The sequence below is a fragment of the Streptomyces saintjeani genome (assembly GCF_055409605.1).
Genome location: NZ_CP189624.1, coordinates 1,037,526 through 1,055,105 on the forward strand (window position 1 = coordinate 1,037,526; position 17,580 = coordinate 1,055,105).

17 protein-coding genes are annotated in these 17,580 nt (G+C 71.0%); 12 read left to right on the forward strand and 5 right to left on the reverse strand.

From position 1 onward, the window contains the following. Positions 1-49: 49 nt before the first annotated feature. Entirely contained in the window at positions 50-922 is an 873-nt protein-coding gene (locus ACQCO7_RS04740; RefSeq protein WP_464070612.1) for a hypothetical protein, read from the reverse strand. A gap of 118 nt (positions 923-1,040) precedes the next feature. Then, positions 1,041-1,838 (reverse strand): putative protein N(5)-glutamine methyltransferase, encoded by a 798-nt coding sequence (locus tag ACQCO7_RS04745; RefSeq protein WP_464070613.1) that lies wholly within the window; start codon positions 1,836-1,838, stop codon positions 1,041-1,043. Between the two features lie 275 nt (positions 1,839-2,113). Here ACQCO7_RS04745 and ACQCO7_RS04750 point away from each other — a divergent pair, with 275 nt between their 5' ends. The 3 genes from ACQCO7_RS04750 to ACQCO7_RS04760 all read left to right on the forward strand — a co-directional run bounded on the left by ACQCO7_RS04750 (position 2,114) and on the right by ACQCO7_RS04760 (position 3,596). After that, positions 2,114-2,509, forward strand: coding sequence for a MarR family winged helix-turn-helix transcriptional regulator (locus tag ACQCO7_RS04750; RefSeq protein WP_464077147.1), 396 nt, complete (start codon positions 2,114-2,116; stop codon positions 2,507-2,509). 72 nt (positions 2,510-2,581) lie between these two features. Beyond that, positions 2,582-2,929, forward strand: coding sequence for an ArsR/SmtB family transcription factor (locus ACQCO7_RS04755; protein WP_464070614.1), 348 nt, complete (start codon positions 2,582-2,584; stop codon positions 2,927-2,929). An 85-nt stretch (positions 2,930-3,014) separates the two neighbouring features. Continuing rightward, positions 3,015-3,596 (forward strand): hypothetical protein, encoded by a 582-nt coding sequence (locus ACQCO7_RS04760; protein ID WP_464070615.1) that lies wholly within the window; start codon positions 3,015-3,017, stop codon positions 3,594-3,596. A 16-nt stretch (positions 3,597-3,612) separates the two neighbouring features. Here ACQCO7_RS04760 and ACQCO7_RS04765 read toward each other — a convergent pair whose 3' ends face one another. The 3 genes from ACQCO7_RS04765 to ACQCO7_RS04775 form a co-directional block, all read right to left on the reverse strand. After that, the gene (locus ACQCO7_RS04765) at positions 3,613-4,767 is read right to left on the reverse strand and encodes an NAD(P)-binding domain-containing protein (RefSeq protein WP_464070616.1); all 1,155 of its coding nucleotides are present in this window, start codon (positions 4,765-4,767) and stop codon (positions 3,613-3,615) included. A gap of 117 nt (positions 4,768-4,884) precedes the next feature. Continuing rightward, complete coding sequence (locus ACQCO7_RS04770; RefSeq protein ID WP_464070617.1) at positions 4,885-5,448, reverse strand: EF-hand domain-containing protein; 564 nt, start codon at positions 5,446-5,448, stop codon at positions 4,885-4,887. A 238-nt stretch (positions 5,449-5,686) separates the two neighbouring features. Then, complete coding sequence (locus tag ACQCO7_RS04775; RefSeq protein ID WP_464077148.1) at positions 5,687-6,679, reverse strand: LacI family DNA-binding transcriptional regulator; 993 nt, start codon at positions 6,677-6,679, stop codon at positions 5,687-5,689. A gap of 176 nt (positions 6,680-6,855) precedes the next feature. On the opposite strand from ACQCO7_RS04775, the gene ACQCO7_RS04780 reads away from it, so the two are divergent. The 9 genes from ACQCO7_RS04780 to ACQCO7_RS04820 all read left to right on the forward strand — a co-directional run bounded on the left by ACQCO7_RS04780 (position 6,856) and on the right by ACQCO7_RS04820 (position 17,542). Continuing rightward, the gene (locus ACQCO7_RS04780; protein ID WP_464070618.1) at positions 6,856-7,806 is read left to right on the forward strand and encodes a TIM barrel protein; all 951 of its coding nucleotides are present in this window, start codon (positions 6,856-6,858) and stop codon (positions 7,804-7,806) included. Continuing rightward, a complete protein-coding gene (locus ACQCO7_RS04785) occupies positions 7,796-9,202 on the forward strand; it encodes a sugar porter family MFS transporter (RefSeq protein WP_464070619.1) in 1,407 nt (468 codons plus the stop codon). The genes ACQCO7_RS04780 and ACQCO7_RS04785 overlap by 11 nt, the downstream gene beginning before the upstream one ends. Positions 9,203-9,216: 14 nt before the next feature. Then, the gene (locus ACQCO7_RS04790; RefSeq protein WP_464070620.1) at positions 9,217-10,233 is read left to right on the forward strand and encodes a Gfo/Idh/MocA family protein; all 1,017 of its coding nucleotides are present in this window, start codon (positions 9,217-9,219) and stop codon (positions 10,231-10,233) included. After that, on the forward strand, positions 10,230-11,099 hold the full coding sequence (locus ACQCO7_RS04795; protein WP_464070621.1) for a sugar phosphate isomerase/epimerase family protein: 870 nt from the start codon (positions 10,230-10,232) through the stop codon (positions 11,097-11,099). The genes ACQCO7_RS04790 and ACQCO7_RS04795 overlap by 4 nt, the downstream gene beginning before the upstream one ends. Before the next feature lie 187 nt (positions 11,100-11,286). Beyond that, a complete protein-coding gene (locus ACQCO7_RS04800; RefSeq protein ID WP_464070622.1) occupies positions 11,287-12,666 on the forward strand; it encodes a glycoside hydrolase family 43 protein in 1,380 nt (459 codons plus the stop codon). Positions 12,667-12,876: 210 nt separating this feature from the next. After that, positions 12,877-14,523, forward strand: coding sequence for an MFS transporter (locus tag ACQCO7_RS04805; protein ID WP_464077149.1), 1,647 nt, complete (start codon positions 12,877-12,879; stop codon positions 14,521-14,523). Positions 14,524-14,686: 163 nt separating this feature from the next. Next, positions 14,687-15,694, forward strand: coding sequence for an Lrp/AsnC family transcriptional regulator (locus ACQCO7_RS04810; RefSeq protein WP_464070623.1), 1,008 nt, complete (start codon positions 14,687-14,689; stop codon positions 15,692-15,694). Between the two features lie 66 nt (positions 15,695-15,760). Then, positions 15,761-16,255 (forward strand): MarR family winged helix-turn-helix transcriptional regulator, encoded by a 495-nt coding sequence (locus ACQCO7_RS04815; RefSeq protein WP_464070624.1) that lies wholly within the window; start codon positions 15,761-15,763, stop codon positions 16,253-16,255. A 159-nt stretch (positions 16,256-16,414) separates the two neighbouring features. Further along, positions 16,415-17,542, forward strand: coding sequence for an ABC transporter substrate-binding protein (locus tag ACQCO7_RS04820; protein WP_464070625.1), 1,128 nt, complete (start codon positions 16,415-16,417; stop codon positions 17,540-17,542). Positions 17,543-17,580: the final 38 nt, after the last annotated feature.

Genomic DNA, 17,580 nt, shown 5'->3' on the forward strand with positions numbered 1-17,580 from the left:
TTGTTGCCGAGCAGGACGTGCGGTTCTCGTTCCTGGTCGCCGGAGGTCGCTAGCTACGGGTGAAGCGGTACGTCTTGCTGTCCGTGAGCACGCAGAAGCCCGGTGAGATCACGATCACCCGCAGGACGCCGCTGCGGCGGTCGTAGTCGATGCCCTCCGTCTCGAAGCTGCCGGTGCAGCCGCTGCGCAGGGGGAGCTGGCGCAGGGCGGTGACGTGTCCCGAGACGTTCGACGTGCCGTTCGGCTTCGCGGCGAGGTCGACCTGGAGGAGGGGCTTCGTGATGCCGAAGAGCGTGCCGGCCGGGTCGTCCGAGGAGCACAGGAGGGTCGTGGGGCCGGAGAAGTCGCAGCCCTGGACGTCCCGGACGGGGTGGTCGAGGGTGATCGTCGTGACCCAGGGGAGGTCGGTGCCCGGGGAGGTGGCCGGGTTGACGCCGGGGGTCGGGAAGACGAGGAAGCGGGTCATCGTGCCCCACTCCCCCGCGAGCATCCACTGGCCGTCCGGCGAGATCGCCACCCACGAGTTGTTGAGTGCCTCGCCGGAGCCGAGCGCGTGCACGTACTCGGACCAGGTGCCGTTCGGGGACTGGACGCGGAACATCTTCGAGCTGCCCGCGTCCTGCTGGTAGGGCTCGATGTACGTCCCGTCGTACGCGGCGTCCGGGTCCCCGACGTGGTTCCAGCCCCGGATGCTGACACCGACCGGGATCGTCCCGATCCCGGTGTACCGGTTGGGGCTGTTCGCCGGCACCTCCACGGACGTGAGCCCTTGGCTCTCGGTCAGCGGATTCGCGCGGTCGGAGCCGACCTCGGTCCAGGTGTCGGCGGCCGACGCGGGCGGCGCGGCCGAGAACGCGACGGCCGCGGCGGTGGCGAGGGTCACCAGGGCAGCACGGAGCCGACGGGTGGGGCGCAGAGGCATGAGGGCCTACTCCTCGGTAGGGAGGGGATCGGCGGAACAGTCTGTCGGGTGGTGCGGGGCGTGTACAGCCCATGTACGGCGGCGAGTTGGGGAACAGCGGTCGACGCGTGGGGGCTCGTCAGCCTTCCCGGCCCGACCCCCGTATGCCGAGGACGACGTGCGCGTACAGGTCGTCGTCGTACTCCAGGCGCGGGGTCAGGCCGCCCGCCGCGAAGGCGTCCAGGGCCCGCCGGGCCTGGTGTTCGCTCGTCTCCACGAGGAGGCAGCCGCCCGGGGCGAGCCAGTGGGCGGCCTCGGCGGCGACCCTGCGCAGGACGTCCAGGCCGTCGGTGCCGCCGTCGAGGGCGACGAGGGGTTCGTGGTCGCGGGCCTCGGTGGGGAGGAGGGCGACCTCGCCGGTGGGGACGTAGGGGACGTTCGCGGCGAGGATGTCGACGCGTCCGCGCAGGGTGTCGGGCAGGGCGGCGTACAGGTCGCCCTCGTGGACCTGGCCGCCGTACGGGGTGAGGTTGGCGCGGGCGCAGGCCACGGCGGCGGGGGCGACATCGGCGGCGTGCAGTTCCGGCGGGGTCAGGGACGCGGCGAGGGCCGCGCCGACCGCGCCGGAGCCGCAGCACAGGTCGACGATCACCTTCGCGTGCGGGGCGGTGGCGAGGGCGCGGTCGACCAGGTACTCGGTGCGACGGCGGGGGACGAAGACGCCGGGCGCCACGGCTATCCGCAGACCGGCGAACCCGGCCCAGCCGACGACCACTTCGAGGGGTTCACCGGCCGCCCGGCGGGCCACCAGGGCGGCGAGTTCGGCTTCGGTGCGGGCCGCGGAGAGGATCAGGTCCGCCTCGTCCTCGGCGAAGACGCAGCCCGCTGTGCGCAGGGCGATGATGACGGCGGGACGGGCGGAAAGCAGGGGATTCATGGAGATTTCGAGCACTTTCGGGATGACGAAGGGCGCTCGTACGGTCGCCTACGGCCGGCGGTCCGCGCCGATACGGAGGGGGAGCACCCGTGCTGACACAGCGGTGATGGGTCCCACCTCCTCGTCTCCAGATCATCGCGGCTGTCGCGACCGGGCGTCACCCTACCCCACGGGTCCGGCGAGACCGCCCCCCGTATCCGGTTGTACTCTGCAACCAGAGGCGCGGAGGGAGGTCCGGCGTGGATTCCGAGGCCGTGGAGACCATCCAGCGGGAGATGACCGCGTTCGCCCGGCGGGCCAGGGCGAGCGCCGGGCGGCTGCATCCCGAGCTGACGCTCGTGTCGTACACGCTGCTGGGGTACCTGGAGGAGGCCGAGGGTGTGCGGGCGACCGATCTCGCCGCGCACCACGGGCTCGACAAGTCGACGATCAGCCGGCAGGTGACGGCGCTGGAGCGGGCCGGGCTGATCGAGCGGCGGCCCGACCCCGCGGATCTGCGGGTGCAGGGGCTGTATCTCACCGACGCCGGACGGCAGATCCTCGCGCAGGTCACCGAGAGCCGGCGCGAGGCGTTCCGGGAGCGGCTCGACGGGTGGGCCGTGGAGGATCTGGAGCGGTTCGCCGGGTATCTGGTGCGGTACAACGCGGCGAGCGAATCCTCCGTACGATGATCTGGCCGCACCGCCCCCACCCCGCTCCCCACCTCACCTCCCGCCCCGCCTCTCGCCTCGTCTCTCGCCCCGATGGAGTCCCCGTTGGCCCGCACCATCGACCATCCCGACCTGGCCGACGTCCCGCTCCAGCGGTTCCTGGAGGCCCTCGCCGATCCGGTACGGCGTGACATCGTCGCCCAACTCGCCCGCGCCGCCGAGGACCTGAGCTGCGGGACGTTCGTCACGCCGGTGTCGCTGTCCACGCGTACCCATCACTTCAACGTGCTGCGCGAGGCCGGGGTCATCCGGCAGTACTACGTGGGGACGACCAAGCTCAACTCCCTGCGCGCCGACGACGCCGACGGGCGGTTCCCCGGTCTCCTCGCCGCGCTGCTCGGCGCGCAGGAGCGGGAGGCGGACCCGGCGCCCCGGCAGTAGCGCCAACCGCCGTTCGCCGTAAGGGCCGTCGGGGCATGCTCGTGGCAACGCGCACCCGGCCGCCGGCAGCGAAGGGGGAACGGAGATGGACCTGTGGACGCAGGAGGAGTTCGGGGAGGCTCACGGAGGGTACGCGGGGGCCGTGCTCGCGGACGGGAGTGAACCCAAGCCCGTCTGCCTCGACTTCGGGTCCAGCGCCGCGAGCATCGTCCGGACGCAGGAGTGGTGGGCCTACGACGGGCGTCTGAACCGGCCGCTGACCGCCGGGTTCCGGGCCGCGTGCAGGTGCGGGTGGCGGGGTACCACGTACCCCGTCGACCGTGCGTCGATGTCCTACGACGACCTCGCCGACGTCGACATCCTCTGCGCGTACGAGGACTGGGGCGAGCACATCGACGCCGTCGAGCGCCGTGCGATACCCGTGCCGGAGGACCTCGCCGACGCCATCGACCACCTCCATCTGCGCCTCGCCCACCTCGCCGACCAGGCGCCGGTCGCGGCGCTGCGTGCGGTGGGGGCGCTGGAGCGGATGACCCGGGGGGTCGCCCGCGACGCGGCGTACTCGGTGAAGGACGAGGAGCCGGAGTGGGAGGTGATCGGGGTGGCGCTGGGGGTGGACGCCGAGCAGGCGCGGAGGCTGACGCTGCACTATCTGCTGCGGTCGTAGGGGGTGGGTGGCGTGTTCAGGAGGGGACCCCCGCTTCCCGGGAGGTGGTCCTCCACTGCCGCAGCAGGCTGTTCACCGCCTGGCGGCCCGCGCGGTTGGACCCGACCGTGGACTGCGACGGCCCGAACCCGACCAGATGCACGCGGGGTTCGCCGGACGGCTGGGTGCCGAGCAGGGTGATGCCGCCGGACTCGTTGCGCAGGTGCATGGGGTCCAGGTGCGCCAGCGCGGCCTTGAAGCCGGTGGCCCACAGGATCGCGTCGACGGTCGTGAAGGAGCCGTCGGCCTCGCGGACGCCGTGCGGTTCGACGGCGGTGAACATGGGCCGGCGCTCCAGCGCCCCGCGCGCCTTGGCCGCCAGGGCGTACGGGGTCCAGGCGAGGCCGGTGTACGAGACGACGCTCCCGGTCGGCCGCCCCGCCTCGACGTCGGCGGCGACCTTGGAGATGATCTCGCGGCCCTCGACCTCCGGGTCGAACCCGCCGTCCCGGAAGACGGGTTCGCGGCGGGTGTACCAGAGCGTGGTGGCGACCCGGGAGATCTCCTCCAGCTGCTGGAGCGCGGAGATGCCGCCGCCGACGACGGCGACGCGCTGCCCGGCGAACCGCTCGGCGGATACGTAGTCACGGGTGTGGAGCTGGACGCCGGTGAACGTCTCCTGACCGGGGTAGTGCGGGAGGACGGGGTTGGTCCAGGTGCCGGTGGCGTTGATGACGGCGCGGGTGGTCCAGGTCCCGGCGCTGGACTCGACGGCCAGCTCACCGTCGGGCCGGGTGTCCAGGGGATGTACGGCGGTGACGGTCACCGGCCGCAGGATCGGCAGCGCCGTCGCCGCCTCGAACCCGGCGAAGTAGCGGGGGATCGCCGTACGGCTCGGCTCCTCGGGGTCGACCGGCGGTTGCGGGAAGTCGGGGAGGTCGAAGATGCCGTTGACGGTGTTCATCCGCAGGGACTCCCAGCGGTGCCGCCACGCTCCGCCGGGGGCGGGTTCGGCGTCCAGGACCACGAAGGTGCGTTCGCCGTCGGGGTCGGTGAGGGCGCTGGTGAAGCCGCGTCGCTTGAGGTGGTACCCGGCGGAGAGGCCGGACTGTCCGCCGCCGATGACGACGACGCTCGCGCGGCGGGTGCCGCCGAAGGGGGCCGTCGACGGGGTCGGGGGGCGCGTGTTCATGGGGTGTTCCTGCGGTGGGCGGTGGTGGCATGACGTCGCATGCAGGTTCAACAGCATGACCGCGCACGCATTCCCCCGGGGCGGCGGGCAGGCCGGTGATCCACATCACTGCCGTCCCTACCGCGCGTCCAGCGGGTGCACTCCCGTCCACCAGTTGCCCGGGGCCTCGGGGTCACGGCTCGTCCAGTACTCCAGGATCGCCGTGGTGAACTCCTCGCGGGACAGGGTGCCGTTGGAGTCCCGGTCCAGGCGGGCGAAGGCGCTGTCGGCCGTGGCGCGGTCGAGGGTGGGGAAGTGGCCGATCTGGAAGGCGTAGAACTCGTCCGGGTCGACCACGCCGTTGCCGTCGGTGTCGGCGATGGCGAGGAAGGCCTCGGCGAGGCGGCCGAGGGTGGCGGACGCGGCTTCGGGGTCGTCGGCGAGGCTGCGGGTCGAGGCGATGAAGTCGTCCCGGTCGATGGCGTCGGCGCCGCCCGCGAACGGCTGGTGCAGGTCGCGCCAGATCCCGACGTACGCGTCGACGACCGAGTCCTCGGCGGCGGAACCCTCCTCGCGCCCGAGGGCTCGGGCGGAACGCCGGCCCATGAGGACGTGGTCGTGTTCGGTGAGGCGGCCGTCGCCGTCGGCGTCGAGCTGGTCGAAGCCGCGGGCGATCTTGCGGGTGAGGAGGTCGTCGGCCACTGAAGTCCCCTTGTCCGTGCGGGTGTTGTGTGCCGGGCTCTGTCAGGATCGCCCTGGCGGTGGGGGTCGCGCGGGGGTCTTGGGGGCGCGTCACCCCGGGGAACGGGTGTGCGGGTGCGTTGCGCAAGGGGGTGCGGGGCGCTCACGCGGCACGCGGCCGGACCCTCTGTCGGATCTGTCGCCCCGGAGAAGGGGACGCGGTGAGTGGGGAGTTGACGTACACCGCCCTCCCCCGCCCTCACCCGCGCGGCTTCCCCGTCGTCCCCCGTACCACCAGCTTGGGGTCCACCACAGCCTCCCTGGGCTCCAGTCGCTCGTCCTCCAGCCGCTCCACCGCGAACCGCACCGCGTACTCCGCGAGCAGCAGCGCGTCCTGACGGACCGTCGTCAGCCCGAGCGGCATCAGGTGGGAGAGGTGGCTGTCGTCGTACCCGACGATCGAGACGTCGCGCGGAATGTCCAGCCCGCCCCGTGCGAGGGACATCATCAGCCCCATCGCGCACCGGTCGTTGCCCGCGAGGACGGCCGTGGGAAGCGGACGCCCCTCGCCGCGTTCGGCGAGGAGCAGCCGCCCCGCCTCGATGCCGGACTGCTCCGTGTGGTCACCGGCGATGATCCGCGCCTCGGGCTGGAGGGAGTGCCGGCGCATCGCGGCCCGGTAGGCGCGCCGGCGTTCCGCGGAGCCGGGTCCCTTCCCCCCGTCGATGTGGACGATGTCGCGGTGCCCCAGCTCGACGAGGTGGTCCATGGCGAGCCGGACCCCCTTGCCCTCGGCGGTGTGGACGCTGTCGACGCGGGCGTGCGGGACACGCCGCCCGACGGAGACGGCGACGGTGCGGCGGCCGAGGGCGTCGAGGTCGGCGGGCTCGGCGTCGGAGCCGAAGAGGATGACGGCCTCGCAGCGGTGCGCGAGGAGCGCCTCGACGGCCTTGTCCTCGCCGCGTCCCCGCGCGGTCGCGGAGAGCAGGACGTCGTACCCGAGCCGCTCGGCCTCGGGGTAGATGCCCTCGATGAGGTCGGCGTGGAAGGGCTGGTGCGCGGCGATGAGGACGCCGATCGTGCGGCTGCGCCCGCGCGCGAGCAGCCGCGCGGCGTTGTCGAGGCGGTACCCGATCTCCCCGGCGACGCGCAGGACCCGTTCCCGGGTCTCCTGGCTCGCGCCGGGCTGGTTGCGGAAGACGATCGACACGAGCGCCCGGGAGACACCCGCGCGCTCGGCGACGTCCTCCATCGTCGGCCGCTTTCCCACCGTCACGTCCACCACCCTTCGCGGCCCACTGTACGTGGGGCCGGGAACCCCCGGACATCTCCTCGTAACGACCTATTGACATGACATTTGCACAGGCCCGATCGTACTCACATAGAGCGCTCCAGTAGAGCGCTCCAGGCCATCCGGAAGGACACGTCATGGCAAAGGCGCCGGCCTCCCTCCGCGCTACCGCGGGCAATCTCTGCCTGGGCTCGGCCCCCGACTCGTGGGGCATCTGGTTCCCCGAGGACGAGCACCAGGTCCCCTACCCCCGTTTCCTCGACGAGCTGGCCGAGGCGGGCTACCGCTGGCTCGAACTCGGTCCGTACGGCTATCTCCCCACCGATCCGCAGAAGCTGAAGGCGGAGCTGGACGCGCGCGGCCTCCAGGTCTCCGGCGGTACGGCGTTCGGCGCGCTGCACCGCCCGGAAGCCTGGGACGAGACCCTCGCGCACGTCCGCCAGGTCGCGGCGCTGACCCAGGCGGCGGGCGCGCACCACCTCGTCCTCATCCCGCCGATGTACCGGGACGAGAAGACCGGCGCGTTCACGGAGTCCCCCGAGCTGACCGCCGAGCAGTGGGCGGGCTTCGGCAAGACCGCCGACCGCCTCGGGAAACTCCTCCTCGACGAGTACGACGTCCACCTCGTCGTCCACCCGCACGCCGACAGCCACCTCCAGACCCAGCCGGAGATCGAGCGGCTCCTGAACGAGTCCGACTCCCGGTACACGAACCTCTGCCTGGACACCGGGCACGTCGCGTACGGCGGTGGCGACAGCGTCGACCTGATCCGGCGGTTCGGGGAGCGCGTCGGGTACGTCCACATCAAGCAGATGGACCCCGAGGTGCTGGCCCAAGTCGCCGCCGAGGGGCTGTCGTTCGGGGAGGCCGTGAAGCGGGGCGTGTGCGTGTCACCGCCCGCCGGGGTGCCGGGCCCTGCCGACGTCGTGGCCGAACTGGCCGAGCTGGACGCCGAGTTGTTCGTGATCGTCGAGCAGGATCTGTACCCCTGCGCGCCGGAGGTGCCGTTGCCGATCGCGGTCGGGACGCGCGAGCACCTCGCCGGCTGCGGGCTCACGGGGACACGGAGGCCGGCCGATGGCCGTTGAGACAGAGGCGGCCGAGGCTTCCCCCGGGGTCGCGCGGCGGCTGCGGGTCGTCACCCTCGTCGCCACGTTCGGCGGGCTGCTCTTCGGCTACGACACGGGCGTGATCAACGGCGCCCTGCCGTACATGAAGGACGACCTCGGGCTGACGCCGTTCACCGAGGGCATGGTCACCAGCTCGCTGCTGCTCGGCGCGGCGCTGGGCGCGGTCGTGGGCGGGCGGCTGTCCGACGCGCGCGGCAGGCGCCGGACGATCCTGGCGCTCGCGGTGCTGTTCTTCGTCGGCGCGCTCGGGGCGACGCTCGCGCCGGACACGGCGTCGATGGTCGTGGCCCGGTTCGTGCTGGGGCTCGCGGTCGGCGGGGCGTCGGTGACCGTGCCGGTGTACCTCGCGGAGATCTCGCCCGCCGAGCGGCGCGGGGCGCTGGTCACCCGTAACGAACTGATGATCGTCAGCGGGCAGTTGCTGGCGTTCACGTCCAACGCGGTGATCGCGGACGTCGGGGACGAGTCGGGCGGCGTGTGGCGGTGGATGCTGGTCGTCGCGACGCTGCCGGCGGTCGTGCTGTGGTTCGGGATGCTCGTCATGCCGGAGAGCCCTCGGTGGCTCGCCTCGCGGACCCGGTACGCCGAGGCGCTCGACGTGCTGCGTCAAGTCCGGTCCCGGGAACGGGCCGAGAGCGAACTCGCCGAGGTGTCGGCGCTCGCCGCGCGGGACGCCGAGCAGCGGCTCGGGGGGTGGCGGGACGTCAAGTCCACGCCGTGGCTGCGGAAGTTGATGGTCGTCGGGTTCGGGATCGCGATCGTGCAGCAGATCACCGGGGTCAACACGATCATGTACTACGGGACGCAGATCCTCACCGACGCCGGGTTCACCTCGGACAGCGCGCTCACCGCGAACATCGCCAACGGGGTGATCTCCGTGCTGGCGACGTTCGTCGGGATCTGGCTGCTGGGGCGAGTGCCCCGGCGTCCGATGCTGATGACCGGGCAGGCCGGCACGATCGTCGCGCTGTTCCTCATCGGGGTGTTCTCGCTGACGCTGCCCGCCGGGGACGGGCGCGCGTACGCCGTCCTCGCGATGACCGTCACCTTCCTCGCCTTCCAGCAGGGCGCGATCTCGCCGGTGACCTGGCTGATGCTGTCCGAGATCTTCCCGATGCGGATGCGCGGGTTCGGGATGGGCGTCGCGGCCGTCGTGCTGTGGCTGACCAACTTCGTGATCGGGCTGGTCTTCCCGTCCCTCGTCGACGGGATCGGCGTCTCGGCCACCTTCTTCCTGTTCGTCGTCGCGGGCTTCTTCTCGCTCGCGTTCGTGAAGCGGTACGTCCCCGAGACCAAGGGGCGCACGCTCGAAACCCTGGAGGCGGAGCTTCGCGCCCGCTACTCCCGGCCCTGATCGGAGCTGTTGGAATGACTGTACGCATCGGTGTGATCGGCGCCGGGTGGATCGGCAAGGAGCACATACGGCGGCTCACGCACACGGTGACGGGGGCGCGGGTCACCGCTGTCACCGACATCGATCCGGCGCGTGCCGCCGAGGCCGCCGCGCCGGTGGGAGCGCGGGTCCTGCCGGACGGTTTCTCCGTCATCGCCGCCGACGACGTCGACGCCGTCCTCGTCACGTCCTGGGGACCCACCCACGCCGAGCACGTCCTGAACGCTGTCGCCGCCGGGAAACCCGTCTTCTGCGAGAAGCCTCTCGCCACCACCGCCGAGGACTGTCTGCGCGTCGTCGAGGCCGAACAGGCTTACGGGCGGCGGCTCGTGCAGGTCGGGTTCATGCGGCGCTACGACGCCGGGTACCGGCAGCTGAAGGAGGTCATCGACGCCGGGCGGATCGGTACGCCGCTCATCGTGCACTGCGCGCACCGCAATCCCGGCGTACCGGACTCGTACACCTCCGACATGGCCGCGCTCGACACGGCCGTCCACGAAGTCGACGTCCTGCGCTGGCTGCTGGACGACGAGATCGTCTCCGCGCAGGTCGTCACGCCGCGTGCCACGCGGCATCGGGCCGCGCATCTCAAGGACCCGCAGATCATGCTGTTCGAGACGGCGAAGGGGGTGCGGATCGATCTGGAGGTCTTCGTCAACTGCCGGTACGGGTACGACATCCAGTGCGAGGCGGTCGGTGAGGAGGGGGTCGTGCGGCTGCCGGATCCGGCGGTCGTGGCGCTGCGTGGTGCCGGGCAGCGGACGTCCGCCGTCCTCACGGACTGGGTCGAGCGGTTCCGGAGCGCGTTCGACACGGAGTTCCGGGAGTGGGTCGCGGGGGTCGGCGCCGGTGCCGCCCCCGCGGGGCCCTCCGCGTGGGACGGGTACGCCGCGACCGTCATCACCTCGGCGACCGTCCAGGCCCTGGAGTCCGGCCTCGTCGTCCCGACCGACCTGAAGCCTCGTCCCGCCCTTTACGGAGGTGCCGCGTGAAGATCGCCCTCGACCCTTATATGTTCCGTGCGCTGCCGGTCGACGCGATGGTCCGGACGGTGGCCGAACTCGGTTACGAGTACATCGAGTTGTCGCCTCGGGACGACTTCATGCCGTTCTTCGCGCACCCGCGTGCGGATGACGAGCGGATCGCGGAGCTGAAGAACTCCCTTCGTACGCACGGGGTTCAGCCGTCCTCGGTGCTGCCGCTCTACAAGTGGTCGTCGCCGGACGAGTCCGAGCGGCAGGCCGCCGTGCGGTACTGGAAGCGGATGATCGAGATCACGGCCGAGCTCGAATGCCCGTTGATGAACAGCGAGTTCAACGGGCGTCCCGAGCGGGCCGCCGAGAGTGAGGCCGCGTTCTGGCGCTCGCTGGAGGAGCTGCTCCCCCTGTTCGAGCGCGAAGGCATCGCTCTGAACCTGGAGGCGCATCCGGACGACTTCTGCGAGGAGAACACGCCTGCGGTCGACCTGGTCCGCGCGATCAACGAACCGTGGGTGAACTACCTGTACTGCGCGCCGCACACGTTCCACCTGTCCGGCGCCGCGGAGGCAGGCGCCGACATCGCCCAGATGCTCCGCTACGCCGGCGACAAACTCCAACACGTCCACATAGCCGACTCGTTCAACCACAAAGGCTCCTCGGGCCTCCGCTACATCATGAACCCACCCGGCACCCCGGCCCGCATCCACCAACACCTGGACATCGACCAGGGCGAGGTCGACTGGCCCACCTTCTTCACCACCCTCCGCGACCTGGACTTCGACGGCGTGGCAACAGCGTGCGTGTTCGCGTGGGAGGAACGGGCGCACGAGTCGTCGGCGTTCATGCTGGACCGCATAAGGAAGGAACTGGCGGCCTGACCACGCCTGAGGTACCCGGATCCCACGGAGGTCCGGGTACCTCCCCCGGCTCACAACTCCCCCACAGGTCACCCCGTTCGTGTCAGAAGCATTGACCTCCGTTCTCCCACCCCCTACCTTCTGATCGATTTCCCGAACCTTGTCCGGGATTTCGGACGGCCGATTCCCCCGCACCGGAGATCAGACGATGAGCGAACTGCCCCACCTTTCGCGCCGTGGGCTTCTTGCCATGGGTGCCGCTGTGCCTGCCGCGTTGATGCTGGGAGGTGGTACCGCGTACGCGGCGGACTCGGCGTACGCGATGTGTTACTTCACCGAGTCGACCAATCTCGGGGACGGTACGGATTACGGGTTGCATCTGGCCGTCAGTCCGGACGGGTTGAACTGGACGCCGCTCAACCAGAACAACCCCCTCGTCACGCCGACGGCGGGCGCGCTCGGGCTGCGGGACCCGTTCGTCATGCGGAAGCAGAGCGGGGCGTTCGTCGTGCTGGCGACGGATCTCAAGGGGACGGACTGGGGTTACAACAGCCAGTACATCCACGTGTGGGACTCGGCGGATCTGCGGAGCTTCACCGGGTACCGGCGGCTCAAGCTGCACGACATGACCACGCACAGCTGGGCCCCGGAGGCGTTCTGGGACGCGGGGCGGCAGCAGTACGCCGTGATCTACTCGGCCGTCAACTCCAGCGGCCACAACGTCATCATGGTCAACTACACGACGGACTTCGTGACGGCGTCGGCGCCGCAGGTGTTCTTCGACCCCGGCTACGACGTGATCGACGGCGACATGGCCGTAGGGGTGAACGGCTACAACTACCTGTACTTCAAGAAGAACCAGACCCTGGTGAGCGCCCGCTCGACGACCCTGGACCCGGGCAGCTTCACGGAGTACAGCGCGGGCGTGGCACACGGCGGCACGGAGGCCCCGACGATCGTCAAGTCCCTGACGAACAGCGGCCTTTGGTGGCTGTGGGGAGACACGTACACCCCCAACGGCGTGTTCTACGCCTGGCAGTCGACCAGCCCCGCGACCGGCACGTGGACCGCCCTCGACCAGAAGACGTACACGCAGCCGGTCAACTCCAAGCACTGCGGCATCGTCCCGATCACGACGGCGGAGTACGACAACCTCCTCGCCAAGTGGGGCGCGCCGGCCTGGAACCGGCTCAAGTCGTACAACTTCCCGGCGCGTTACGTCCGCCATTCCGATTACGCGGGCCGGATCGACGAGTACCCGATCGAGCCGTACAAGGACTCGCTGTGGACCCTGGTCCCGGGCCTCGCGGACAGCTCGGGCGTCTCGTTCCGCTCGGTGAACTACCCGGACCGGTACCTGCGCCACTCGGACTACGTCCTGCGACTGGACGTGAACGACGGGACGTCGGCGTTCGCCGGGGACGCGACGTTCTACCGTACGGCGGGCCTCGCGGACGCGGGCTGGGCGTCGTTCCGGTCGTACAACAACCCGACGCGGTACATCCGGCACTACGACTACGCGCTGCGGATCGACCCGGTCTCGACGGCGACGGAGCGGCAGGACGCGACGTTCCGGGTCGGGTACTGAGAGCACGTCGACCGGAACGCCGGTTCGTGTCGTAGATCCTCGCGGAACCCCCCTCGGATGTCGGATTTCCGGCGCCGACCCTGTTGTGGCTCGGTCTCTCCCGCCCTCGGGGCGGAAAGTTGCCCCCAGCCACACCAGGGAAAGGGAGAACCCGTGAACGTCTCGACCACGACGGACACCCCGCGCGAGCGGCGGGCGGCGACGCTCGTGATGGCTTGTGTGGGGGTGTTCGTCGCCTATCTGCCGGTGACCACCGTGTCGGTGAGCCTCCCGGCGATCCAGCGGGCGCTGCACGCGTCGACGGCTGAACTGTCGTGGGTGAGCGACGCGTTCGTGCTGCCGATGGCCGCGCTGATCCTGACGGCGGGGGTGTTCGGCGACGTACACGGCCGTAAGAAGGTGTTCCTCACCGGGCTCCTGTTCAGCGCGGTCGGCGCGGCGACAGCCCTGTCGGCGGGGTCGATAGGGGTGCTGTGGGCGGGGCAGGCGGTGTCCGGCCTCGGCGCGGCGGCGCTGCTGCCGACGACACTCGCGCTGATCAGCCACGCGGTTCCCGACCCCCGGGAGCGCGGCAAGTTCGTCGGGCTGTGGGCGACGTCCCTGATGGGCGCGCTCGCGCTGGGCCCGGTGATCGCGGGGCTGATCCTGGAGCACTTCGCGTGGCGCTGGATCTACCTGCTGCCGATCCCGGCGTCGCTGCTCGCCCTGGTGCTGGTGGCCCGCCTGGTCCCCGACTCCCGCGCGCCCGGCACCCGCCGCCTCGACTGGCCGGGGCAGATCAGCGCGGCGGTGACGATCACGGCGCTGGTGTACGGCGTCATCGAGGGCGGCGCGGGCTCGTTCACGGAGGCGAGAGTCGTCGTCGCCCTGGTGCTGGCGGCCGTCGGTGCCGTCGTCTTCGTGGTCGCCGAGCGCCGCAGCGAGAGCCCGATGCTGGACCTGAAGCTGTTCCGCTCCCCCGCGTTCACGGCGACGACGCTGGTCGCGATGATCAGCTTCCTCGGCCTGATCGGCTTCTTCTTCGCGCTGAGCCTGTACTTCGGGATGGTCCAACAGCTGACGACGCTGGAGTCGGCGGGCCGGATGATCCTGGTGACGCTCGCGGCGATCGTCGTCTCGCAGCCCGCGTCACGGCTGATGCACCGCTGGTCGCCGCGCGTCCTGATCACGGGCGGCCTGCTGGTGACGTCGGGTGCGCTGCTGTCCCTCACGTCGGTCGGCGTGGACACGTCGTACGGCTCGCTGTCCTGGCGGCTGGTCCTGCTGGGCGTCGGCCTCGGCTTCGTCATCACGCCGATGACGGCCACGGCGGTCGCGTCGGTCCCGCATCAGCTCGCCGGGATGGCGGCGGCCGGAAACAACGCGTTCCGGCAGGTCGGCGGCGCGCTGGGCCCCGCTGTGCTGGGCGCGGTCCTGAGCACGAAGGCGGCGAACGCCCTGCCGGGCCACCTCGCGGACGCGAGCGTCTCGGCGGCGGCCACGCGGCGGATCGGCGCGGCGGTGAACGAGGGCGGCCTCGGCGCGGTGGCCCGCCTCGACCTGGGCGCGGAACAGGGCCGGGCGCTGGGCGCGATGTCGGAGGCGTTCCTGGACGGGCTGCACCTGTGCCTGGTGATCGCGGCGGGGTTGACGGCGGTCGCTGCACTGGTGGCGGCGGCACTGCTGCGCAGGCCGCAGGGGGTGCCGGGGTCGACGAGGATCGCGGGTTCGGGGACGGGGTCCGAAGTTGACTCGGAGACGGGGTCCGAGGTGCGATTCGAAGCGGGCCCGGCAACGGGGGCCGAAGCGGGCCCCGAGGCAGGGGCCAAGGCGGGCGTCCCGGCGCAGACCCCCGTACAGACCTCCGCGACCACCTGACGGACCGACCACCTGACCGACCGGCCACCGGCAGGCCGGTCGGGCCCGGCTGACCACCGCCCGACCGGCCCCGCCCCGGCACAGGAGCCCGCCGACCGGCCGCCGCCCTCCCTCACCCGCCCACAACAACGCGCCCCCCTGCCACCCCCCGTACGCTCCCCGCATGAGGCCCCACCCATCCTCCCGAAGAGACCCCCAGGCCCCGCCCGTGTTCGACCCCCTCGATCTCAAGCTCCTCCAGGCCCTCCAACTGGACGGCCGCGCCCCGTACACCCGTATCGCGGAAGTCCTCGGCGTCTCGGACCAGACCGTCGCCCGGCGGCTGCGCAGGCTGCACGGGTCCACCCGGATGCGGGTCCTGGGGATCGTGGACGAGAACCGCCTGGGCCGCAGCGGCTGGATCGTGCGGATGCGCTGCACCCCGGACGCGGCGGAGCGCCTCGCGGAGGCGCTGGCGAGGCGGCCGGACACGGCGTACGTGGCGCTGGAGTCCGGCGGCACCGAGGTGGTCGCCTCGATGCGCCCGCGCAGCCGCGAGGACCGCAACGAACTGCTGCTCAACCAGTTGCAGCGCACCCCGCGCCTGCTGTCGGTGAGCGCGCACTGTGTCCTGAACCACTTCTACGGCGGCGCCGCCGGCTGGCTCAGCAAGCTCCAGGCGCTCACCCCGGCGGAGGAAGAGGCCCTGCGCCCACCGCCGGTCACCCCGGAACCCGGCGTCGTACACATCGACGACACCGACGAGAGCCTCCTCGCGGTCCTGCGCCGGGACGGCCGCGCCTCGCTCGGTGAGCTCCAGTCCGCCACAGGCCAGTCGGAGTCGGTGGTCCGGCGCCGCCTGGAGCGGCTGCGCGCGTCCGGCGTCCTCTACTACGACGTGCAGTACGACCCCGAGGCGCTGGGCGGCACGGTCGACGCGATGCTGTGGCTCACCGTCGCGCCGTCCGCGCTGGCGTCGATCGGCAGCGCCCTCGCCACACACCCGGAGGTGGCGTTCGCGGCGGCGATCACCGGCCCCGCGAACATCGTCGCCGCGACCCTGCACCGCAGCAGCGCCGACCTGTACACGTACCTCTCCGACAGGATCGGCGCGCTGGAGGGCGTACACGCGGTGGAGACGGCGCTGACGCTGCGCCAGGTGAAGCAGCTGAACTACGAGCCGATGCGGTGAATTACCTGGTCAGCGAGGTGCGGACCGCCCGATGGCCGGTCATCTCGCGCTGCTAGGGTGCACCGCATGCAACCCCGCTGGCTTTCCGCGCAGGAGCTGCGCATCTGGCGCTCGTTCTCCGACCTGAGTCTCGTCATGGAGGACGCCCTCGACCAACAGCTGCGGCACGACTCGGGGATGAGCCACCTCAACTACTCGGTGCTGGTGATCCTCTCCGAGCAGCCCGAACAACGGCTGCGGATGACGGACCTCGCGGAGAAGCTGCGGATCGCGAGGACCCGGCTGTCGTACACCATCGCCCGGATGGAGGAGGAGGGCTGGGTACGGCGCGAGGACTCCCCCGGCGACAAGCGGGCGCAGCTCGCGGTGCTGACCGAGGCGGGGGTGGCCGCGCTGGCGGAGGCGGCGCCGGGCCATGTCGCCCTCGTACGGGCCACGGTCTTCGACCGGCTGACGCCGGAGCAGGCGCGGGCGTTCGGGGAGGCGTGCGCGATCATCCTCGCGGGGATGACGGGCCCGGAGCGTCCGGCGCTCCCGGTGGACCTGCCGTGGCGGCGCTGACCGTCAAGCGCCGGCCACAGGCACCGACAAACAGGCCCTGACCAGGCGCGATTCACTCAACTTCGATCACCGTCGAGCTCAGCCACAGCCATATCTTGCAGTTTTGCAATACATGAGGCTATGGTCGAAGAACGTTGAAACCTCAGTCAAGGAGCTGTCATGCGGATCTCCCGTACGGCCTGGGCCGGTGCCGTCGCCCTGGGTGTCCTCGCCACGAGCGGCGCGGCGGTCGCGAGCGCCGGTACGAAGCCGACGCCGACGAGCGAGGACGCGCAGTTGCAGAAGCTGTACGCACAGGCCGTCGCCGAGGGCGGCCGGCTGGTCGTCTACGCCGGCGGCGACAAGCCCGGCCAGGCCGACTACCTGAAGGACGCGTTCGTCAAGAAGTTCCCCAGGATGAAGGTCGACATCGTCGTCGACTTCAGCAAGAACCACGACGCCCGCGTCGACAACCAGATCGACGAGCGGCACGTCGTCGCCGACGTCGTCCACCTCCAGACCGTCGACGACTTCCCGCGCTGGAAGAAGGAAGGCGTACTGGAGAAGTACAGGCCGGTCGGCTGGAACGCCGTCGACCAGCGGATCAAGGACAAGGACGGCTACTACACGGGCCTGTTCTACTTCGCCTTCGCCAACGTGACCGCGACGAAGCTCGGTTCGAAGGCTCCGGTCGAGGCGAAGGACTTCCTGAAGCCGGAGTTCAAGAACAAGCTCGTCTTCACGTACCCGAACGACGACGACGCGGTCCTCTACTACTTCAAGCAGCTCACGGACGCGTACGGCTTCGACTACCTGAAGAAGCTGATGGCGCAGAACCCGAAGTTCGTGCGCGGCACCCAGGACTCCTCCGACCTCGTCGGCACCGGCGACTACGTCGCCAACTTCGGCAGCGGCGGCAGCGCGAACGGCGTCTCCCAGGTGACGCTTCCGGAGCGGTCGCCGTGGGTGGCGTGGCCGCAGACCGGCGCGATCCTGAAGAACGCCCCGCACAAGGCGGCGGCCAAGCTGTACCTGAGCTGGATCCTGTCGAAGAACACCCAGACGAACGACATCGGCACCTGGAGCGCCCGTACGGACGTCCCCGCCCCGGCCGGCCGCAAGGGCATCTTCGACTACAAGAACATGAACCCCCTCGGCCTCGGCGAGTTCATGAGCGACCGCACAGCCCTGGACCGCTACAAGTCCCGCATCAACCTGTACGTCGGTGACGTCCAGGGCGTGAACCCGTCGGACCCGCAGGGCGTACTGGGCCTGCACCCGGTGAGCCAGAGCGGCAAGCAGGGCTGAGCGCCCGGTGGGGGTTCGATGTGCGGCGCGCCCGTACC

Excerpts from the sequence above, each read along its gene's own strand:
- ACQCO7_RS04740 (WP_464070612.1), bottom strand. The coding sequence starts at position 922 with ATGCCTCTGCGCCCCACCCGTCGGCTCCGTGCTGCCCTGGTGACCCTC.
- ACQCO7_RS04745 (WP_464070613.1), bottom strand. The coding sequence starts at position 1,838 with ATGAATCCCCTGCTTTCCGCCCGTCCCGCCGTCATCATCGCCCTGCGC.
- ACQCO7_RS04750 (WP_464077147.1), top strand. The coding sequence starts at position 2,114 with ATGACCGCGTTCGCCCGGCGGGCCAGGGCGAGCGCCGGGCGGCTGCAT.
- ACQCO7_RS04755 (WP_464070614.1), top strand. The coding sequence starts at position 2,582 with ATGGAGTCCCCGTTGGCCCGCACCATCGACCATCCCGACCTGGCCGAC.
- ACQCO7_RS04760 (WP_464070615.1), top strand. The coding sequence starts at position 3,015 with ATGGACCTGTGGACGCAGGAGGAGTTCGGGGAGGCTCACGGAGGGTAC.
- ACQCO7_RS04765 (WP_464070616.1), bottom strand. The coding sequence starts at position 4,767 with ATGAACACGCGCCCCCCGACCCCGTCGACGGCCCCCTTCGGCGGCACC.
- ACQCO7_RS04775 (WP_464077148.1), bottom strand. The coding sequence starts at position 6,679 with ATGGAGGACGTCGCCGAGCGCGCGGGTGTCTCCCGGGCGCTCGTGTCG.
- ACQCO7_RS04780 (WP_464070618.1), top strand. The coding sequence starts at position 6,856 with ATGGCAAAGGCGCCGGCCTCCCTCCGCGCTACCGCGGGCAATCTCTGC.
- ACQCO7_RS04785 (WP_464070619.1), top strand. The coding sequence starts at position 7,796 with ATGGCCGTTGAGACAGAGGCGGCCGAGGCTTCCCCCGGGGTCGCGCGG.
- ACQCO7_RS04790 (WP_464070620.1), top strand. The coding sequence starts at position 9,217 with ATGACTGTACGCATCGGTGTGATCGGCGCCGGGTGGATCGGCAAGGAG.
- ACQCO7_RS04800 (WP_464070622.1), top strand. The coding sequence starts at position 11,287 with ATGAGCGAACTGCCCCACCTTTCGCGCCGTGGGCTTCTTGCCATGGGT.
- ACQCO7_RS04805 (WP_464077149.1), top strand. The coding sequence starts at position 12,877 with ATGGCTTGTGTGGGGGTGTTCGTCGCCTATCTGCCGGTGACCACCGTG.
- ACQCO7_RS04810 (WP_464070623.1), top strand. The coding sequence starts at position 14,687 with ATGAGGCCCCACCCATCCTCCCGAAGAGACCCCCAGGCCCCGCCCGTG.
- ACQCO7_RS04815 (WP_464070624.1), top strand. The coding sequence starts at position 15,761 with ATGCAACCCCGCTGGCTTTCCGCGCAGGAGCTGCGCATCTGGCGCTCG.
- ACQCO7_RS04820 (WP_464070625.1), top strand. The coding sequence starts at position 16,415 with ATGCGGATCTCCCGTACGGCCTGGGCCGGTGCCGTCGCCCTGGGTGTC.